This window comes from Lactobacillus sp. UMNPBX15, assembly GCF_002553785.1.
Taxonomy (GTDB): domain Bacteria; phylum Bacillota; class Bacilli; order Lactobacillales; family Lactobacillaceae; genus Lactobacillus; species Lactobacillus crispatus.
Genome location: NZ_PCYV01000001.1, coordinates 69,058 through 85,247, shown reverse-complemented (window position 1 = coordinate 85,247; position 16,190 = coordinate 69,058). Strand labels below are relative to the sequence as shown.

The 16,190-nt window shown below is 37.6% G+C and carries 17 protein-coding genes and 1 tRNA gene; 13 read left to right on the top strand and 5 right to left on the bottom strand.

The genetic code is table 11. The annotated features are described in order from the left end of the window. Positions 1-119: 119 nt before the first annotated feature. The 5 genes from CP366_RS00470 to CP366_RS00450 all read left to right on the top strand — a co-directional run bounded on the left by CP366_RS00470 (position 120) and on the right by CP366_RS00450 (position 3,563). Complete coding sequence (locus CP366_RS00470) at positions 120-974, top strand: ABC transporter ATP-binding protein (RefSeq protein WP_089142986.1); 855 nt, start codon at positions 120-122, stop codon at positions 972-974. Beyond that, positions 974-1,828 (top strand): ABC transporter permease, encoded by an 855-nt coding sequence (locus CP366_RS00465; protein ID WP_089142987.1) that lies wholly within the window; start codon positions 974-976, stop codon positions 1,826-1,828. The genes CP366_RS00470 and CP366_RS00465 overlap by 1 nt, the downstream gene beginning before the upstream one ends. 3 nt (positions 1,829-1,831) lie before the next feature. Next, the gene (locus CP366_RS00460; protein WP_089142988.1) at positions 1,832-2,284 is read left to right on the top strand and encodes a LytTR family DNA-binding domain-containing protein; all 453 of its coding nucleotides are present in this window, start codon (positions 1,832-1,834) and stop codon (positions 2,282-2,284) included. Between the two features lies 1 nt (position 2,285). Then, a complete protein-coding gene (locus CP366_RS00455) occupies positions 2,286-2,690 on the top strand; it encodes a DUF3021 family protein (protein WP_089142989.1) in 405 nt (134 codons plus the stop codon). Positions 2,691-2,777: 87 nt separating this feature from the next. After that, positions 2,778-3,563 (top strand): CAP domain-containing protein, encoded by a 786-nt coding sequence (locus tag CP366_RS00450; RefSeq protein WP_089147778.1) that lies wholly within the window; start codon positions 2,778-2,780, stop codon positions 3,561-3,563. 66 nt (positions 3,564-3,629) lie between these two features. On the opposite strand, the gene CP366_RS00445 is transcribed toward CP366_RS00450, so the two are convergent. Next, positions 3,630-5,063: an APC family permease gene (locus CP366_RS00445; RefSeq protein WP_089147779.1), complete on the bottom strand. Its 1,434-nt coding sequence runs from the start codon at positions 5,061-5,063 to the stop codon at positions 3,630-3,632. Positions 5,064-5,231: 168 nt separating this feature from the next. Here CP366_RS00445 and CP366_RS00440 point away from each other — a divergent pair, with 168 nt between their 5' ends. Next, on the top strand, positions 5,232-6,764 hold the full coding sequence (locus CP366_RS00440; RefSeq protein WP_089142991.1) for an SH3-like domain-containing protein: 1,533 nt from the start codon (positions 5,232-5,234) through the stop codon (positions 6,762-6,764). A gap of 95 nt (positions 6,765-6,859) precedes the next feature. Here the strand turns inward: CP366_RS00440 and CP366_RS00435 are convergent. Then, a tRNA-Arg gene (locus CP366_RS00435) sits at positions 6,860-6,931 on the bottom strand. 247 nt (positions 6,932-7,178) lie between these two features. Here CP366_RS00435 and CP366_RS00430 point away from each other — a divergent pair. The 4 genes from CP366_RS00430 to tpiA all read left to right on the top strand — a co-directional run bounded on the left by CP366_RS00430 (position 7,179) and on the right by tpiA (position 11,388). Then, entirely contained in the window at positions 7,179-8,210 is a 1,032-nt protein-coding gene (locus CP366_RS00430) for a sugar-binding transcriptional regulator (RefSeq protein WP_089142992.1), read from the top strand. Between the two features lie 52 nt (positions 8,211-8,262). Beyond that, positions 8,263-9,279, top strand: coding sequence for a type I glyceraldehyde-3-phosphate dehydrogenase (gene gap / locus CP366_RS00425; protein ID WP_005718691.1), 1,017 nt, complete (start codon positions 8,263-8,265; stop codon positions 9,277-9,279). 114 nt (positions 9,280-9,393) lie between these two features. Next, positions 9,394-10,605, top strand: coding sequence for a phosphoglycerate kinase (gene pgk, locus CP366_RS00420; protein ID WP_005721494.1), 1,212 nt, complete (start codon positions 9,394-9,396; stop codon positions 10,603-10,605). Between the two features lie 24 nt (positions 10,606-10,629). Further along, a complete protein-coding gene (gene tpiA / locus CP366_RS00415; RefSeq protein ID WP_005718695.1) occupies positions 10,630-11,388 on the top strand; it encodes a triose-phosphate isomerase in 759 nt (252 codons plus the stop codon). Between the two features lie 486 nt (positions 11,389-11,874). Here tpiA and CP366_RS00410 read toward each other — a convergent pair whose 3' ends face one another. Together CP366_RS00410 and CP366_RS00405 are read right to left on the bottom strand one after the other, a co-directional pair. Further along, positions 11,875-12,390 carry a hypothetical protein gene (locus CP366_RS00410; protein ID WP_005721490.1) on the bottom strand — a complete coding sequence of 172 codons (516 nt, stop codon included), beginning with the start codon at positions 12,388-12,390 and terminating at the stop codon, positions 11,875-11,877. 19 nt (positions 12,391-12,409) lie between these two features. Next, on the bottom strand, positions 12,410-13,285 hold the full coding sequence (locus CP366_RS00405; protein WP_023488014.1) for a Cof-type HAD-IIB family hydrolase: 876 nt from the start codon (positions 13,283-13,285) through the stop codon (positions 12,410-12,412). A 67-nt stretch (positions 13,286-13,352) separates the two neighbouring features. Between CP366_RS00405 and CP366_RS00400 the strand changes: the two genes are divergently transcribed. The 3 genes from CP366_RS00400 to tsaE are packed head-to-tail and all read left to right on the top strand — an operon-like array spanning position 13,353 to position 15,530. Further along, on the top strand, positions 13,353-14,051 hold the full coding sequence (locus CP366_RS00400) for a uracil-DNA glycosylase (RefSeq protein ID WP_005718702.1): 699 nt from the start codon (positions 13,353-13,355) through the stop codon (positions 14,049-14,051). 10 nt (positions 14,052-14,061) lie between these two features. Then, on the top strand, positions 14,062-15,051 hold the full coding sequence (gene pta / locus CP366_RS00395; protein WP_089142993.1) for a phosphate acetyltransferase: 990 nt from the start codon (positions 14,062-14,064) through the stop codon (positions 15,049-15,051). Next, complete coding sequence (tsaE, locus tag CP366_RS00390; RefSeq protein ID WP_013086076.1) at positions 15,051-15,530, top strand: tRNA (adenosine(37)-N6)-threonylcarbamoyltransferase complex ATPase subunit type 1 TsaE; 480 nt, start codon at positions 15,051-15,053, stop codon at positions 15,528-15,530. The genes pta and tsaE overlap by 1 nt, the downstream gene beginning before the upstream one ends. A 37-nt stretch (positions 15,531-15,567) precedes the next feature. Here tsaE and CP366_RS00385 read toward each other — a convergent pair whose 3' ends face one another. After that, on the bottom strand, positions 15,568-16,101 hold the full coding sequence (locus CP366_RS00385) for a 3'-5' exonuclease (protein ID WP_005718706.1): 534 nt from the start codon (positions 16,099-16,101) through the stop codon (positions 15,568-15,570). Positions 16,102-16,190: the final 89 nt, after the last annotated feature.

Below are 16,190 nucleotides of genomic sequence, written 5' to 3'. Positions count from 1 at the left end.
CAATTTTGATTTAGCTATTTTGCACTTTGTGTGTAAAAATGAACCACTTATTTGAGGTTTAAGTACAAAAGGGCTTCTTTTCTGTATTCTGATTATGAATTCAGAAAGGAAGTCTTTTTATGTTAATTGAAACTTTTAATCTAACTAAAAAATATGGTAAGAAGTTAGCTTTGAACAAGGTTAATTTGAAGATTAATCGTGGACAGTTGGTAGCTTATTTGGGCACGAATGGTGCAGGTAAATCTACTACTATTAACATCCTGATTGGCCTATTGAAACCAACTAGTGGCACTATCACGTATGCTAAGGATCTAAAAATCGGGGTAGTCTTTCAGAATAGTGTTTTAGATGATGTATTGACTGTCAAAGATAATCTATATTTAAGGGCAAGGATGTACAAAACTTTTTCTAAAGAGTGGTTAGAAAAATTGATTGGGTTGATTGGTATTAGAAGTTTCCTCAATCAAAAATACGGTACTTTGTCTGGTGGGCAAAAAAGAAGAGTGGATATTGCTAGAGCGTTAATTGATCATCCAGATATCTTATTTTTGGATGAACCAACAACAGGGTTAGATTTACAAACAAGAATTGTTATCTGGGATTTATTGCAAAAGCTTCAAAAAGAACAGGGGCTGACTATTTTCTTAACTACGCACTATTTAGAGGAAGCCGAAAATGCTGATCAGATGTATATTTTGGAAAATGGCAATGTCTTAGCAGAAGGCTCTGCAGAAGAAATTAAAGAGATGTATGCACCCAATCGGCTGCTAATTCGCCTAAAACAAGGGCAAACTTTTTCTACTAATTTTAAACAAATTTCTAAGTCAGATGATCAAATTGAAATCGATGGGCTTAATAGTAATCAGGTCATAGACCTTTTACATAAGTTTGAAGATAAGATTGATACATTTGAATATCGAAAAGGGTCAATTGATGATGCATTTATCAAGATTGCTGGAAAGGAGCTTCAATAATGTTCGCCTTAATGAAGAGAAATATCAAAATTTATTTTGCTAATAAACCAGGTGTAGTAATGTCATGTTTTGGTGCACTAATTTCATTTGTAATTTATATTGGATTTTTACAACAAAATCTTGTTGATTCTTGGCAAAATGTTAGTCATGCAAAACAATTATTGGACCTCTGGATGCTTGGCGGTATTGTTTCAATTGCAGGCATTACTACTTCGTTTCAAGCACTTGGTCAAATGGTGAAGGATAGGGAAAGCCGAGCAATTGATGATATGAAGTTAACGAATTTAACTCCAATTAGTGAAAGCATGGCCTACGTAGCTTCAGCATTAATAATAAGCTTCTTGATGCAGGTTATTACTTTTCTAGTGATGGCAATTTACTTTTCAGTGGTTGATAAGGTGAATATTCAATCAACTGTATATTGGTCAGCATTAGGTTTTATGTTATTAGGTGCAATTGGCGCAACTTTATTAAACTTAGTTATCGTTTTATTTATCAATTCTTCAACAACGTTTAGTCGTTTGTCGGCGGTAATTGGAGCAGCAGCTGGATTTATGGTTGCAACTTACATGCCTTATGGAACTTTATCAAAAACTGCGCAAAATATAGTAAAATTGTTTCCAAGTAGTTATGAAGCGGGAAGTTTTAGAAGCTTGCTCTTAAATAAATTAAGTCAGGAAGATGTTCCAGATGAAATGCGTCAAAAATTGATTGAATATTTAGGGATTCATTTTAAATTTGGGTCTCATCAATTAACTAACGGGGATAATGTATTGGTAATAATAGCTATGTCACTCTTATTGACAGTTATAGTAATATGTCTCGCAGTCATGCTTGATAGAAGGAAGAACTAACACGTGAATGTAGAATTTCAGTCAGATTCTAATTTGAAAAAAGATCAAATTAAGATCAAAGTAATTTCTTTAGAGGAAACAGCAGAAGTAAAAAATTTATTGGCTTATATTCAAGATTTTGGTAAAAAGGTAGATTCAATTCTGCCGGTAAAAACTGAAGATCGGATTTTAACTATTAAAATTGAAGAAATTATCAAAGTTGAGGTTGAAAAAACAGAATTAACTTTTTATACCAAAAGTGCTGTCATTAAAACTACAGGTCGCTTATATCAAGTTTTAGAGAAATTAAATAATGATTTTGTACAGGTATCAAAACATGGGATTATTAATTTGAATTATCTTGAAGCACTCGAGGCGGGATTTACGGGCAATATGATTGCAAAACTGGCTTTTAAACAGAAGACTGATGTTTCAAGAAGATATTTACCTGAATTAGAAAAGAAACTGGGATTATAAAATGAAAATTTGGCATAAAATTTTAGATTTTTTTGTAACTGGAATGGGATTTGGTGCAATTACTTGCTTGCTTATTTTAGGAATAGTATCAAATAGTGTAGGTGCAATTAATATCCCATTAATGAGCGTAATTGTTGTTTTCATTTGTAGTGGTTTGATTGGTGAATTGAGTTTTCTATTTGATACTAATCTGTCATATTTAATTGCGTTGTTGTTACATTTAATTGGTACATTTACGTTGTTTTCTATTATGATGCTTTTCAATCATTGGCTTATAGATTGGCAAACTTTATGTATCTTCATTTTTGTATATATCATAATTTGGATTGTGATTAGATTGACGCAAGAAAAAGATATTCAAAAAATTAATCGTCAGATTAAAAAGCGGAATGGTAAAGATGGATGAATAATGCAATTTAAAAGGAAAATCTTCCATTAGTGTATGTGCTACAATTAAATCGTAGTTCACATATATTAATATGGGAGAAAAAGAATGAAGAAACGATTTTTAATTGCAGGTGCTTCTGCTGTGATGGTGACCTTGTCATTAACTGTATTGAATTCCAAGCCAGTTAAGGCAGCCAAAAATGCCGTTGATTTTATGACATATCTATCTAAAAACAAATCTTTGACTAAAGGGCAAAGGAGTTCCGCTAGATCAGCAGTGAAATTATTGAAAACAGGTCGCTTAGGTAAAAAGCCTAAGGCAAGTTGGTACAATGAATACGTTGACTTGCATTCAAATGATGATGCAACTAGTGCTAAGAATATTAAAGCTGTATTGCCTTATTTGGATAGCGTCAATAGAGTACGCAGAAATGAGGGAGTTCGCTCACTTAAGGTATCACCACTTTTGACAGCAGCCTCAATGTTAAATGCTGACTATCAAAAACGTGGTAGCTTAAAGCATACTCATTATTTCAAGTCGATTGGTTTGGAAAACATCGCTACTCAAAGTGTGGGTTTAGATCCGGTTGATACTTGGTTCTCTGAAAAGAAAAGTTGGAATTATGATGTAAAAAAGAATCATTCGTTGAAGCCGGCGAAGTATAGTCCAACTTGGACGGCAACTTATGATGCGGCCGTAAAGGGCACGAACGGCTATAAAATGGCAGGACACTACTTGAATTTGATTAACAGAAATTATAGAGTAATGGGCTTTGCCAATGTAAGCAATACTGGTTATGGAAATGCTGATTCATATTTAGGAAGCAGTAAAGGTGCAGGAATTAGCGTTGCCAAGTACAAGGCATTGGTAAATGCTTGGGCTAATAAATAAAAATATACACTAAAAAGGAAGCAGTCTTTTGAAATTGCTTCCTTTTTAAAATTCTTTATTTAAATCTTATTTTGCCTTAGCTTCTTGATATTTCTTAATTCCTGGCAAGATTAAACCTAATGCAATCAAAATGATTGGCGTCAAGATATTAAGGAATAAGGTAAATGGATCTGGTGAGTAAATACCCAAGATACAACATGCAGCAGTAACTACAAAACACCAAATACCGGCAGTATAGGCTAAGCCTTGATGTTTAGTCATTTGATAAGTAGTGTTGAACTTTTGCTGCTGTTTTCTTAAAGCGACATATGCCGCAAATACCCAAAGGTAACGAAGTGGCATAGTAGTTGAATTTAATTTAACTAATTGTGCCATAACAGCTTGAGCATTTGGTACTAAAGCTTGAATAGCAATTAAGCCACCAGAGAGGACAACAACCATCCAGATACCGTTGATGTAAGCACCATGCTTGTTGAGTTTTAATAAGCCCTTTGGAATAAATTCTTTAGCTTCTTTACTACCCAAAAGCATTCTAAGTGGTGCATCGATACTGATTACTAATGTTGAGAATTGACCGATTACGTTACACCATGAATAGATGTACATGAACAAGCCGCCAACATGGTAATATTCGCCCAGCTTGTCAAATGCCATGTAGGCACCATTAGAGATGTATTCGTTAAGGTTGGCATTAACCACCTTAGGGTCAAACATTAATGCCATGGCAAAAGTACCTAAAATAGCAGATACCATAACCATGATTGCTAAAGCCATCATAGCCTTAGGGAAGTTTTTGGAAGGATCCTTAACCTTATTAACATAAGGGGAGATCTTTTCACAACCACCAACGGCAAATACTAGGATTGAAAGAGAAGTAAAGTATTTTACGTTGAAGGTTGGCATCAAATTCTTCCAGTTAAAGTCAATACTGTGGAAACCAGCAGAAGGATTAATAGCTGGTGCGGTAAACATCATAATGATGAATAAGATTGACATGATAAACATTGAAGAACCAGCAATTGTTGCTAGGCCTTTCAATACTGGAATACCACGACTTGCAACCCAACAGAAAAGCAAGAAGACTACTAATGTAGCAAATTGTGTCCAAGCGGTAGGTAAACCATCATACCATTTTGTATTTCCGAAGATACCCCAGGCCATCGCTCTTAAACCACCAGTACCTTTACTGGAAATATAAACAACGTGGCAAGCCCAGTAGGTCCAACCTGCGTAGTAGGCCCATTTTGCGCCCATAGTGGCATTTACCCAAGAGGAAACCCCACCTTCAGCATTCTTGAAGGTAGCTCCAAGTTCACCAACCATTAAGGCATAAGGAACAAAGTAGAGAAGGAACATGACGATCCAGCTAAAGACAACCTTTGTCCCGTCAAAGTAGACGTACCCATTAACAACGTTACCAAAGCCCCACACGGTAGAGAAGGCCATCATTGCTAGGGTGGTCCACATCATCTTTTTGGAATTATTTTGTGATTCGACCATAAAATTTCTCCCTATTACTATTTATATATTTATGTGAACTTTTTAATTATATAACAGAAGCGTTTTCAAAGCCTTGTTGTTCAGGAAATTTTTTAATAATTAGATGTTTCATTTGATAAATTTGTGCTAAAATGAACGTGATTTTTTCATATGGGAGGATTAATAAGGATGTTAAAAGGGAAAAAGATGTTATTAACTTTTGTGGCCAGTGCTGCATTAGTTGGTGGTGTTTTTGCCATTAGTCAAAGCAAGGTAGATGCCAAAAGCTACAGCAAGGCAGTTACTAAGATTGCTGGCAATGGTAATTACGCTATTTATCATAATGTATCTAAAAAAGGACCATCAGGTGCATTTTCAAATACCAAGTACTTTAAGCATGGTCAAATTCAATCTAAGAAGTATGTTTCTACCAAGAAAGGTAACTTCTGGTACATTATTGTCGATGGACGCAATGTAGGTTGGGTAAGTCAAAACTTTTTTGCTAGAAACCAAATTTCAGTAGCTCAAGATGTTAGCTTAGTTCACAACAGCAACTACAGTTTTCCAACTAGGGATGCAATTAACTATGCAACAGATGGACAAGGTACTGCAATTAATCCGGATAAGGTTAATGTTTCACATAGCTCTGTTAGTTCAAGCCGTGCCGGCACTACTAAGGTAGATTATTCATATGGCAGGGCAAAGGCAAGCGTTAATGTAACTGTTCGTTCAGATACAAATGAAGGAATTACTAGTGCAGGTGCTTCTGTTAAGAGTGGTCCTAAGGCAGTTCATACTTGGAATGGTGGCTCAAAGGGATCATCAAGAAATTGGAATCAGGCACACGGTTATCGTTCAGAAACTAGCTCAAATAGCTATTCAGGTAACGGCATGACTTTGCGCACTCGTTTGTTCCAACCACGTTTTGTCAGCTTAGGCTATGGTCAAGCTGCTGATGCAATGGGACAAGTTGGGGTAATTCCTGAAGGTATTACTGTTAATGATGGTATTTTTACAGCTTCTATGTACACTAGCAGTAGCGACTCAAGAGGACATCTTGTTTCTTACAACTTGAATGCAATTAAGAATAAATATGCTGCTCAAAACTTAACTACTATGGGATGGAGCACTTTTAGAAGCTACGCAAACAATATTAAAGTTTCACCATACATTAAGCTAGGTCATGGTCAATCACTTGGCTCTTCTTCAAGCTACATTTATGTTTTGGCTAATAACAATAAGACTGCTAATTCAACAGCTTCAGAAGAAATTATGCAAGTAAGAAAGAGTGATATGAAGATTAACAAAATCTGGACTGTTAAGACCTGGAACGGCAGCAGTGCATATCCTCGTTACTTCCATAATGCAACCTTTGTTGGCGACAATACTATGTATGCATTGTTCCACAATGGTGGTCGTCACCAATATGAATACTGGAAGTTAACTAGAAATGGTGACACTTGGACTCCAGAAGAAATCGGTGCTACTCAAAGTAATTTCGTAACTGGTTCACCAGTTCAAGGTTTTGCTTATGACAGCAACCACAATCAATTCTATATTGGTTTTAACGACTACATCTTCCGTGTAGCAGCAAATGGTACTTATAAGGGTGGCCATCATTTCAACACTCGCCGTGAAATTGAAGGCTTATCTGTTTCAGGCTCAACTTTGTACACTGAGTTAGCACAACGTGCTGAGTTGATGACTACAAGCACTAAATAATTGTGATATTGAAAAAGGCATTCCGTGAGGAATGCTTTTTTGGTATAAAAAAAGAAGAATACCGAGATGGCGGTATTCTTCAACATGTAGTTATATGGGCCCCCTGGGAGTCGAACCCAGATTCTAAGAACCGGAATCTTATGTGCGATCCATTACACTAAGGGCCCAGATGATCCACAAGTGGTAGTATATCAAAAAAAGTAATGAAATAAAAATGATTTTACTCGATTTACGACTTTTTTAAAATCGTGTATCTTTTTCTTGAATTACGAAAAATACATTGTTATACTAACAGTGTCGATTGGGAAATGTATGAATTGAATGAAAAGTACGTTTCTCTTATATTTTTAAGCATTCTGGGACACAAAACGACACGTAGGTGGTCGATAGATGTCCCATGGAAAGGAGGGAACGATGGATTCGGACTTTTCTTTGCTCGAAGCGCTCGTTCCCGACGTCTTAAAGATTCTTCGACAAAGGTATCTTGTCCTTGAGCAGATTTCGCTACATGCGCCAATTGGACGCCGGAGTGTTGCTCAGCATTTAGGGCTTTCAGAGAGAAACATCAGAACTGAGACTGAGTACTTAAGTCAATTAGGATTGATTGAAACAAAAAGTTTTGGGATGTTTTTAACTGAAAAGGGTGAGAAAACATTAAAAGATGCAGGACCATTGCTTGATCGCCTCTTTAATGCCGGTGAAACGGAAGTAGCATTAGCCAAAAAATTAGGGATTGAAAGAACATTGATCGTCCCTGGTAATGCGGATTTCCAAGACCGAGTATATGAGGAGATGGGAGAAAAATTAAGTTCAGCTTTGAATTTACTCTTGCCTTTAGGCCATTCAATAGTTACAATTCTAGGTGGAGCGGCGTTAGCTAGATCTGCTAAGTATTTATCACCAGATTTAGCTAACAATCGCCAGTTGGAATTTGTTCCAGGTCGAGGAGCTTTGGGCGAAAATGTAGAGACGCAAAGTAATACAATCGTCCAAGAAATGGCTGCTAAGACTTCAGGTACTTATAAGACATTATATTTACCTGAGCAGGTCTCAGATGATGCTTACAAATCTTTGATTCGTGAGTCCTCGATCGCAGATGTTCTGCAAGACATTTCTCAAAGTGATGCTGTGATTCATGGTATTGGGTTAGCTCAAGAGATGGCACAGCGCAGAGGCTATAATTCAATTAAGCTATCTGAACTTCGTGAGAAGAGAGCCGTCACCGAATGTTTCGGGTGTTTCTTCGATGAATATGGCAAGGTTGTTGACCGCATCACCCAGGTTGGATTGCAGTTCGAGAACTTATACAAAATACCCCACATATTTGCTTTTGCTTGTGGTGCCCGAAAGGCTCAAGCAATTAAAGCTTATATGCCTAATGCGCCTCATCAAACCTGGCTAATCACTGATGAGGGCGCCTCAAATATGATTTTAAAGGGGAAATGAAATCCCGTTTAAAATAAATGTTGTTTATAGTTCTTAAGGAGGACTTTAGGTTATGACAGTTAAAATTGGTATTAACGGTTTCGGCCGTATCGGTCGTTTAGCATTCCGTCGTATTATGGACCTTGGCGAAAAGTCAAAGGACATTGAAGTTGTTGCTATCAACGACTTGACTACTCCAGCAATGCTTGCTTACTTGCTTAAGTACGACACTACTCATGGTACTTTCAACCACGAAGTTTCATCAACTGAAGATTCAATCGTAGTTGACGGTAAGAGTTACCACGTATACGCAGAACCACAAGCACAAAACATTCCATGGGTTAAGAACGATGGTGTTGACTTCGTTCTTGAATGTACTGGTTTCTACACTAGCAAGGCTAAGTCACAAGCTCACATCGATGCAGGTGCTAAGCGTGTATTGATCTCAGCTCCAGCTGGTAACGACTTGAAGACTATCGTTTACTCAGTAAACGAAGACACTTTGACTGCTGATGACAAGATTGTTTCAGCTGCTTCATGTACTACTAACTCACTTGCACCAATGGCTAACGCTTTGGACAAGGAATTCGGTATCGAAGTTGCTACTATGACTACTATCCACGCATACACTGGTACTCAAATGACTTTGGATGGTCCTTCACGTAGTGGTAAGGAACAAGACGCTCGTGCTGCTGCTGAAAACATCATTCCTCATACTACTGGTTCAGCTAAGGCTATCGGCTTGGTATTGCCTAACTTGAACGGTAAGATGAACGGTCACGCACAACGTGTTCCAGTTCCAGATGGCTCAGAAACTGAATTAGTATCAATCTTGAGCAAGAAGGTTACTGCTGACGAAGTTAACGAAGCTATGAAGAAGTACGAAAGCCCATCATTTGCTTACAACGGTGACCACATTGTTTCTAGCGATGTTCTTAACATGACTGCTGGTTCAATCTTTGACCCAACTCAAACTATGGTAACCACTGCAGGTGACAAGCAATTAGTTAAGACTGTTGCTTGGTACGACAACGAATACTCATTCACTTGCCAAATGGTACGTACTTTATTACACTTTGCAACTCTTTAATCATTAATTTTAATTAACTGATTATATAGTTAAGTGGTAATTGAGAAGGCGGAGGGAGATTCTTCCTTCCGCCTTTTTTTGAAGAAAAAATATCAAAATAATCGGAGGATTATAATGGCTAAATTAATCGTTGACGATCTTGATGTTAAAGGCAAAAAGGTCTTAGTACGTGTGGACTTTAACGTTCCAATTAAGGATGGCGTTATTGGTGACGACAACCGTATCGTTGCTGCACTTCCAACTATTAAGTACATCATTGAACACGGTGGCAAGGCTATCTTACTTAGCCACTTAGGTCGTGTTAAGTCAGATGCTGACAAGAAGGAATTATCATTAAAGCCAGTTGCTGAACGTTTAAGTGAACTTCTTAAGAAGCCTGTAACTTTTGTACCATCAAACGAAGGTAAAGAAGTTGAAGACGCTATCAACAACATGAAGGATGGAGACGTTATCGTTCTTGAAAACACTAGATTCCAAGACATCGACAACGACTTTGGTAAGCGTGAATCAGGTAACGATCCTAAGCTTGGCGAATACTGGGCAAGTCTTGGCGACATGTTTGTAAATGATGCATTTGGTACTGCTCACAGAAGTCATGCTTCAAACGTTGGTATCGCAACTGCTATGAAGGAAGCTGGCAAGCCTGCAGCAGCTGGTTACTTGCTTGAAAAGGAAATCAAGTTCTTAGGTGATGCTGTTGAAAACCCAGTACACCCATTCGTAACTATTCTTGGTGGTGCTAAGGTTTCAGACAAGATTGGTGTTATCGAAAACTTAATTCCTAAGTCAGACCACATTTTAATCGGTGGTGGTATGGCTTACACATTCTTAGCAGCTCAAGGCCACAGCATTGGTAAATCATTATTTGAAGCTGACAAGGTAGACCTTGCTAAGGAATTACTTGCTAAGGCTGGCGACAAGATCGTTCTTCCTGTAGATAACGTAGCCGCAACTGAATTCTCAAATGATGCTTCACGTGAAGTTGTTGGTGATGATATTCCTGACAACATGATGGGTCTTGACATCGGTCCTAAGACTGTTGAAAAGTTCAAGGAAATCTTGAAGGATGCTAAGACTGTTGTTTGGAACGGCCCAATGGGTGCATTCGAAATGCCTAACTTCGCTGAAGGTACTTTGGAAGTTGGTCGTGCATTGGCAGACCTTAAGGATGCAACTACTATCATCGGTGGTGGTGACTCAACTGCTGCTGCTAAGCAATTAGGCATTGCTCCTAAGATTACCCACATTTCTACCGGTGGTGGTGCTTCACTTAACTACCTTGAAGGTAAGGAATTGCCAGGTATCGCTTGCGTTTCAGACAAGTAATAGTAAGGAAAGGACAATAGATTAATGAGTCGTACACCAATTATTGCTGGTAACTGGAAGTTACATATGAATCCAGAACAAACTACTGAATTCGTTAACGCTGTTAAGGATAAGTTACCAGACCCAAGTAAGGTTGAATCACTTATTTGTGCACCTGCAGTTGACCTTGACGCTTTGAGAAAAGCTGCTGAAGGCTCAAACTTACATATCGGTGCAGAAAACTGTTACTTTGAAGACGAAGGTGCTTACACTGGTGAAACTTCACCTAAGGTCTTGAAAGAAATGGGTATGGACTACGTAATTATTGGTCACTCAGAACGTCGTGGTTACTTCCACGAAACTGACGAAGACATTAACAAGAAGGCTAAGGCAATCTTTGCTAATGGCTTGAAGCCAATCATTTGCTGTGGTGAATCACTTGAAACTCGTGAAGCTAACAAGCAAGAAGACTGGGTAGTTGCTCAAATTAAGGCTGCTTTAGACGGCTTAACTGCTGAACAAGTATCTTCACTTGTTATTGCCTACGAACCAATCTGGGCTATCGGTACTGGTAAGACTGCTTCATCAGATCAAGCTGAAGAAATGTGCAAGACTATTCGTGAAACTGTTAAGGACTTGTACAACGAAGAAACTGCAGAAAACGTTCGTATTCAATACGGTGGTTCTGTAAAACCAGCTAACGTTAAGGAATTAATGGCTAAGCCTGATATTGACGGTGGCTTGGTTGGTGGTGCTTCATTAGTACCAGAATCATTCTTAGAATTGGTAAACTACCAAGACTAATTCATAAAAAATAATTTAGATTAATAATCTAGAATTTTTAGGGTCAAATCATTAGATTTGGCTCTTTTTTATATAGTTTGATAGTTAAAAACAAGTTCGTTGATAAAGTAAATAAAAATGATCAAGCCATTGATAAATCACTTGATCATTTCACTATATTTTTTAATAGAAATTAAAGTTGTCTTGTTTAGAAAAATAGATGTACTAAGTTAAATAACAAATTATTAAGCTATAAGCCAGCTCTAAAGACATTATTTAGCTGTCTTTAAAGTAAAATAATAACATCTAGCCCTTGTATTTTTGGCTGAACGAAGTATAATAAGCTATGGAGATTAAATCAAATTAGATTTAACCTTCATTATTCAGTCTCTGCCTAATAATTCCTTATTACTTAATAAATATAAACTTTATGGCAGAAGATACATCTATATCTATATCACTTTCTAGAAGAGCAGTTATGAAAATTTTCATGACTGCTTTTTTTGTTTAATTTGGATTTACCTCAAATCCAATTGGCGGAAAACTAGGCAGTTTCAAAGGCGTAACATGCCATTGTGTAAATAGAACGGATGTCAAAAGAATAAAGGGGACGTCTTCAGGCTTAGTAATATCACAAATTAAAACGCCTCCGCGATCTCCCATGATTGTTTGGACACTTGCTACACTCTTGATTCCAGAACGAAAAGTATAAGTACCACGTTTAATACTACCTGTAACAATATACTTTAATTGGGTCAAATAGAATATGTTTGCAGTAGGTGTGTTTAACTTTTTTACGCCTACTAAAGAGTGGTTGACGACATCAATTGTGAACGAAGCAATTAGGCCCGCACCATCAGAAAACAGACGTCCCACTTCCTGTTTACGGAAATTATTTAGATATAAAGTGTGGTTTGGATTATCAAGATTGCCTTGAATAAAAAATTCAGCTTTTCCATTTTGATTAAGCACAGGAATTTGACCGTAATCCTTTTCCTGATTAAGTTCTAGCCAAAATCGCATACTTACTCACCTCATAACTTTAAATATTGTTATTATCTGCAATAAATTTATTTAAAATATAAGCTACTCCATCTTCATTGTTTCTCTTGGTGACTACCTGAGCTATTTTCTTAATAGCTGGAATCGCATTGCCCATCGCAACGCCAGTACCTGCTGCTCGGATCATACTCTCATCATTTAAGTTATCACCGATTGCAGCGATTTCCTCAGGCTTGATACCTTTTAACTTGGCATAATCAAGTAAGGCAAGACCTTTTTGAGCATGTTGGTCATTGATTTCAATATTAGAAGATGAACTTGAAGTTACTACTAGATCGCCCATTGTAGCGATTTCTTTTTTGATATCGGTAAAAGCTTCATGTCCCCGAGAGTCAAAAGCAATGATTTTCATTACTTCTATTTTAGGATCTTGCAATAAATTATCGAAACTGTGGATTTGTTTCATATTCATAATAGTCTTATTACCAGCAGAAATTGCTACAGCTTGACGAAAATCAAGTAGAGGATTTAGATCTACCATTAAATGAGCTACATTTGAAATACGTTGATCTAGATTTTCACTATAAACCTGATTGGCAGTTAAAATTTCAAAGTAAAAGCCTGCTCGATGTAGTAAATGCACTAGCTGTTGTGCTTTTGCCTTGGGAATGCTGTGTTTGATCATTAATTGCTCATTTTCGTCAAAAACCAGGGCACCATTAAGATTGATAAAACCGGTATGCAAATCAGCATCTTTGAGAATTGAACGTGATTCGCGTGGGGCCCGGCCAGTCGCAATTAAAAATTCAATGCCGCTACTTTGTGCATTTTTCACAGCTTTTGCATTAGCAGCAGAAACAGCCATCTCTGAATTAAACAATGTGCCGTCAAGATCACAAGCAACTAATTTGATCATAATTTCTCTCCCATTTAGTATTAAATTAATGATACCATAAAGAGGAGAAGAAAAGAGGGTGTAAGACTTGGCTAAAGAATTAATTGGCAACGATTGGGATCAAGTATTGGATCCTGTTTTTGCAAGTGAGAAATATCACGAATTGCATAATTTTTTAAAAGAAGAATATTCTACTAAACAAATTTATCCTGATATGTATCATATTTTTACGGCTTTTAAATTAACGCCGTTTGCTAAAACTAAAGTGGTAATTTTGGGTCAAGATCCATATCATAATCCTGGTCAAGCTAATGGAATGAGTTTTTCCGTCATGCCAGGTACAACTTTGCCGCCATCACTTAAAAATATCTATAAGGAACTCTATGATGATGTCGGAGCTCGGCCTGTTAATCACGGTTACTTAAAAAAGTGGGCCGATCAAGGTGTGCTTTTGCTGAATGCGGTTTTGACGGTACCGTATGGGCATGCTAACGGTCACCAAGGCAAAGGTTGGGAAGATGTGACTGATACTGCAATTAAGGCTCTGAGTGAGCGTGGAAAAGTCGTCTTTATTTTGTGGGGTCGATTTGCTCAAAACAAGATTCCATTAATTGATCAAAGTAAGAATTTTATCATTAAATCATCACATCCAAGTCCATTTTCGGCTGATCGAGGGTTCTTTGGCTCGCGACCGTTTTCGCGGTGTAATATGGCATTGAAGAACTTTGATGAAACGCCGATTGACTGGCAATTGCCAGAAACGATAAGTAAGTCTGATTTAGCATAAGAGGTAAAAAATGAGCGTATTTTCATTATTCAAAAAACAAGTTGAAGCAGCAAAAGATAAGAAAAGAATTGTTTTTCCAGAAAGCGATGATTTAAGAATTCTTACTGCCATAGCTAATTTGAAACAAGATGGCATTATCGAACCAATTTTAATTGGAAATCCAGATGAGATTGCTAAGTTAGCTAAAGAAAATAATTTAGACTTAGCTGGTGTTAAGATTTATGACCTCAATCATTATGATGAACTTGATCAAATGGCAGCGGAATTTGTTAAAGCTAGACGAAAAGATACCAGTATTGCTGAAGCAAAGCTCAAGTTAGCCCAAGGTAATTACTTTGGTACCATGTTGGTGAAGATGGGAAAAGCAGACGGTATGGTTTCCGGTGCTGCTCACTCAACGGCTAACACTGTTTTGCCAGCTTTACAATTAATTCATGCAGCTAAGGGGATGCATCGAGTATCCGGCGCTTTCGTAATGGAAAAGGGCGATGAGCGTTACATTTTTGCCGACTGTGCCATCAACATTAATCCTGATGAAGAAACTTTAGCTGAAATTGGCTATCAATCTGCTCTGACTGCCAAGATGGCCGAAATTGATCCTAAGGTCGCATTTTTGAGCTTTTCAACTAAGGGTTCAGCCGAAGGACCAATGGTTGATAAGGTACATGATGCAGCAGCTATGTTCCAAAAGGATCATCCAGAAATTCCAGCTGATGGTGAATTGCAATTTGATGCCGCTTTTGTACCTGCAGTTAGTGAAAAGAAGGCACCAAACTCAAAGGTAGCTGGACATGCGAATGTCTTTGTTTTCCCAGAATTACAATCAGGCAATATCGGTTATAAGATGGTTCAAAGATTAGGTGGCTTCACTGCTGTTGGCCCAATTTTGCAAGGTTTAGCAGCTCCAGTGAATGACCTATCTCGAGGCTGCAGTGAACAAGATATTTATGATTTAGCAATTGTTACTGCCGCACAAGCTTTAGCAAAGGATGAAAAGTAATGACAAAGTTAGAAATTAATTCTGCTGATGGAATGCAGAAATTAGGTGCATCCCTAGCCAAAACGGCCCAGCCCCACGATTTATTACTATTAAATGGTGATTTGGGTGCAGGCAAGACAACCATGACTCAAGGATTAGGACGAGCATTAGGCATACATCGGCCTGTTAAGAGTCCTACATTCACCATTGTGCGTGAATATCGAGAAGCTAAGTTGCCGCTCTTTCATATGGACTTTTATCGTTTGGAAAATGATGATTTATCCTCGATTGATTTGGAGGGCTATTTAGCAGAACCAGGTTTAGTGGTAATTGAATGGCCACAACTAGTAATGAATGATTTGCCAGATGAGTATTTGCAACTCACGATTACCAGAGTGGACGATAGTTGGGATTCAACTAAACGGGTTGTTGAATTTACTCCTCATGGTAAGCGCAATGAAGAATGGGTCAAAGCTGCGTTAACTGAATTTAATAAGTAAAGCAAAAATCTCTAGGATCAAAATTCCTAGAGATTTTTCATATCTGATAAACCAAATTTTTGATTGCTTCATCACCAAATTGCTCTTCTTGCTTGATTAAAATCCCAGCACATGCTTCACTATCACTTAATGCGTTATGGTGGTGCCACAATTCAACGTTTAAGGCCTCAGAAACTGTGTCTAATTTGTGGTCAGGCAGTTCTGGTTCGAGTAATTTACTGCTAGCTAAAGTGTCAATGACCAAATAGTGGGGCTCCTCAATACCGTAACGTGCCAGGCTTTGCCGCATGACATTAGTATCAAAGCGAGCGTTATGTGCGGCTACAAGCATTCCTGGTTGATACAATTCTTTAATGTGGGGCCAGACCTCTGCCATTGTTGGAGCGTTTTTAACGTCCTCAGCTGTAATTTGATGTACTTGAATATTTCGCGCGTCAAATGGCATTTGAGGATTAATTACTGTATAAAAGCGATCAACAATTTTATTATTTCTCACCATTACCAAAGCAAGTGAACAGGCACTTTCTGGATAATGGTTGGCTGTTTCAAAGTCCATTGCAATAAAATTCATAAAGTTCTCCTTTTAAAAAAGTATATCATTAATATTAATGAAGCTAACGCCTTTATGCGGTAAAATAAAACAAGAAACTTTAAGGAGGC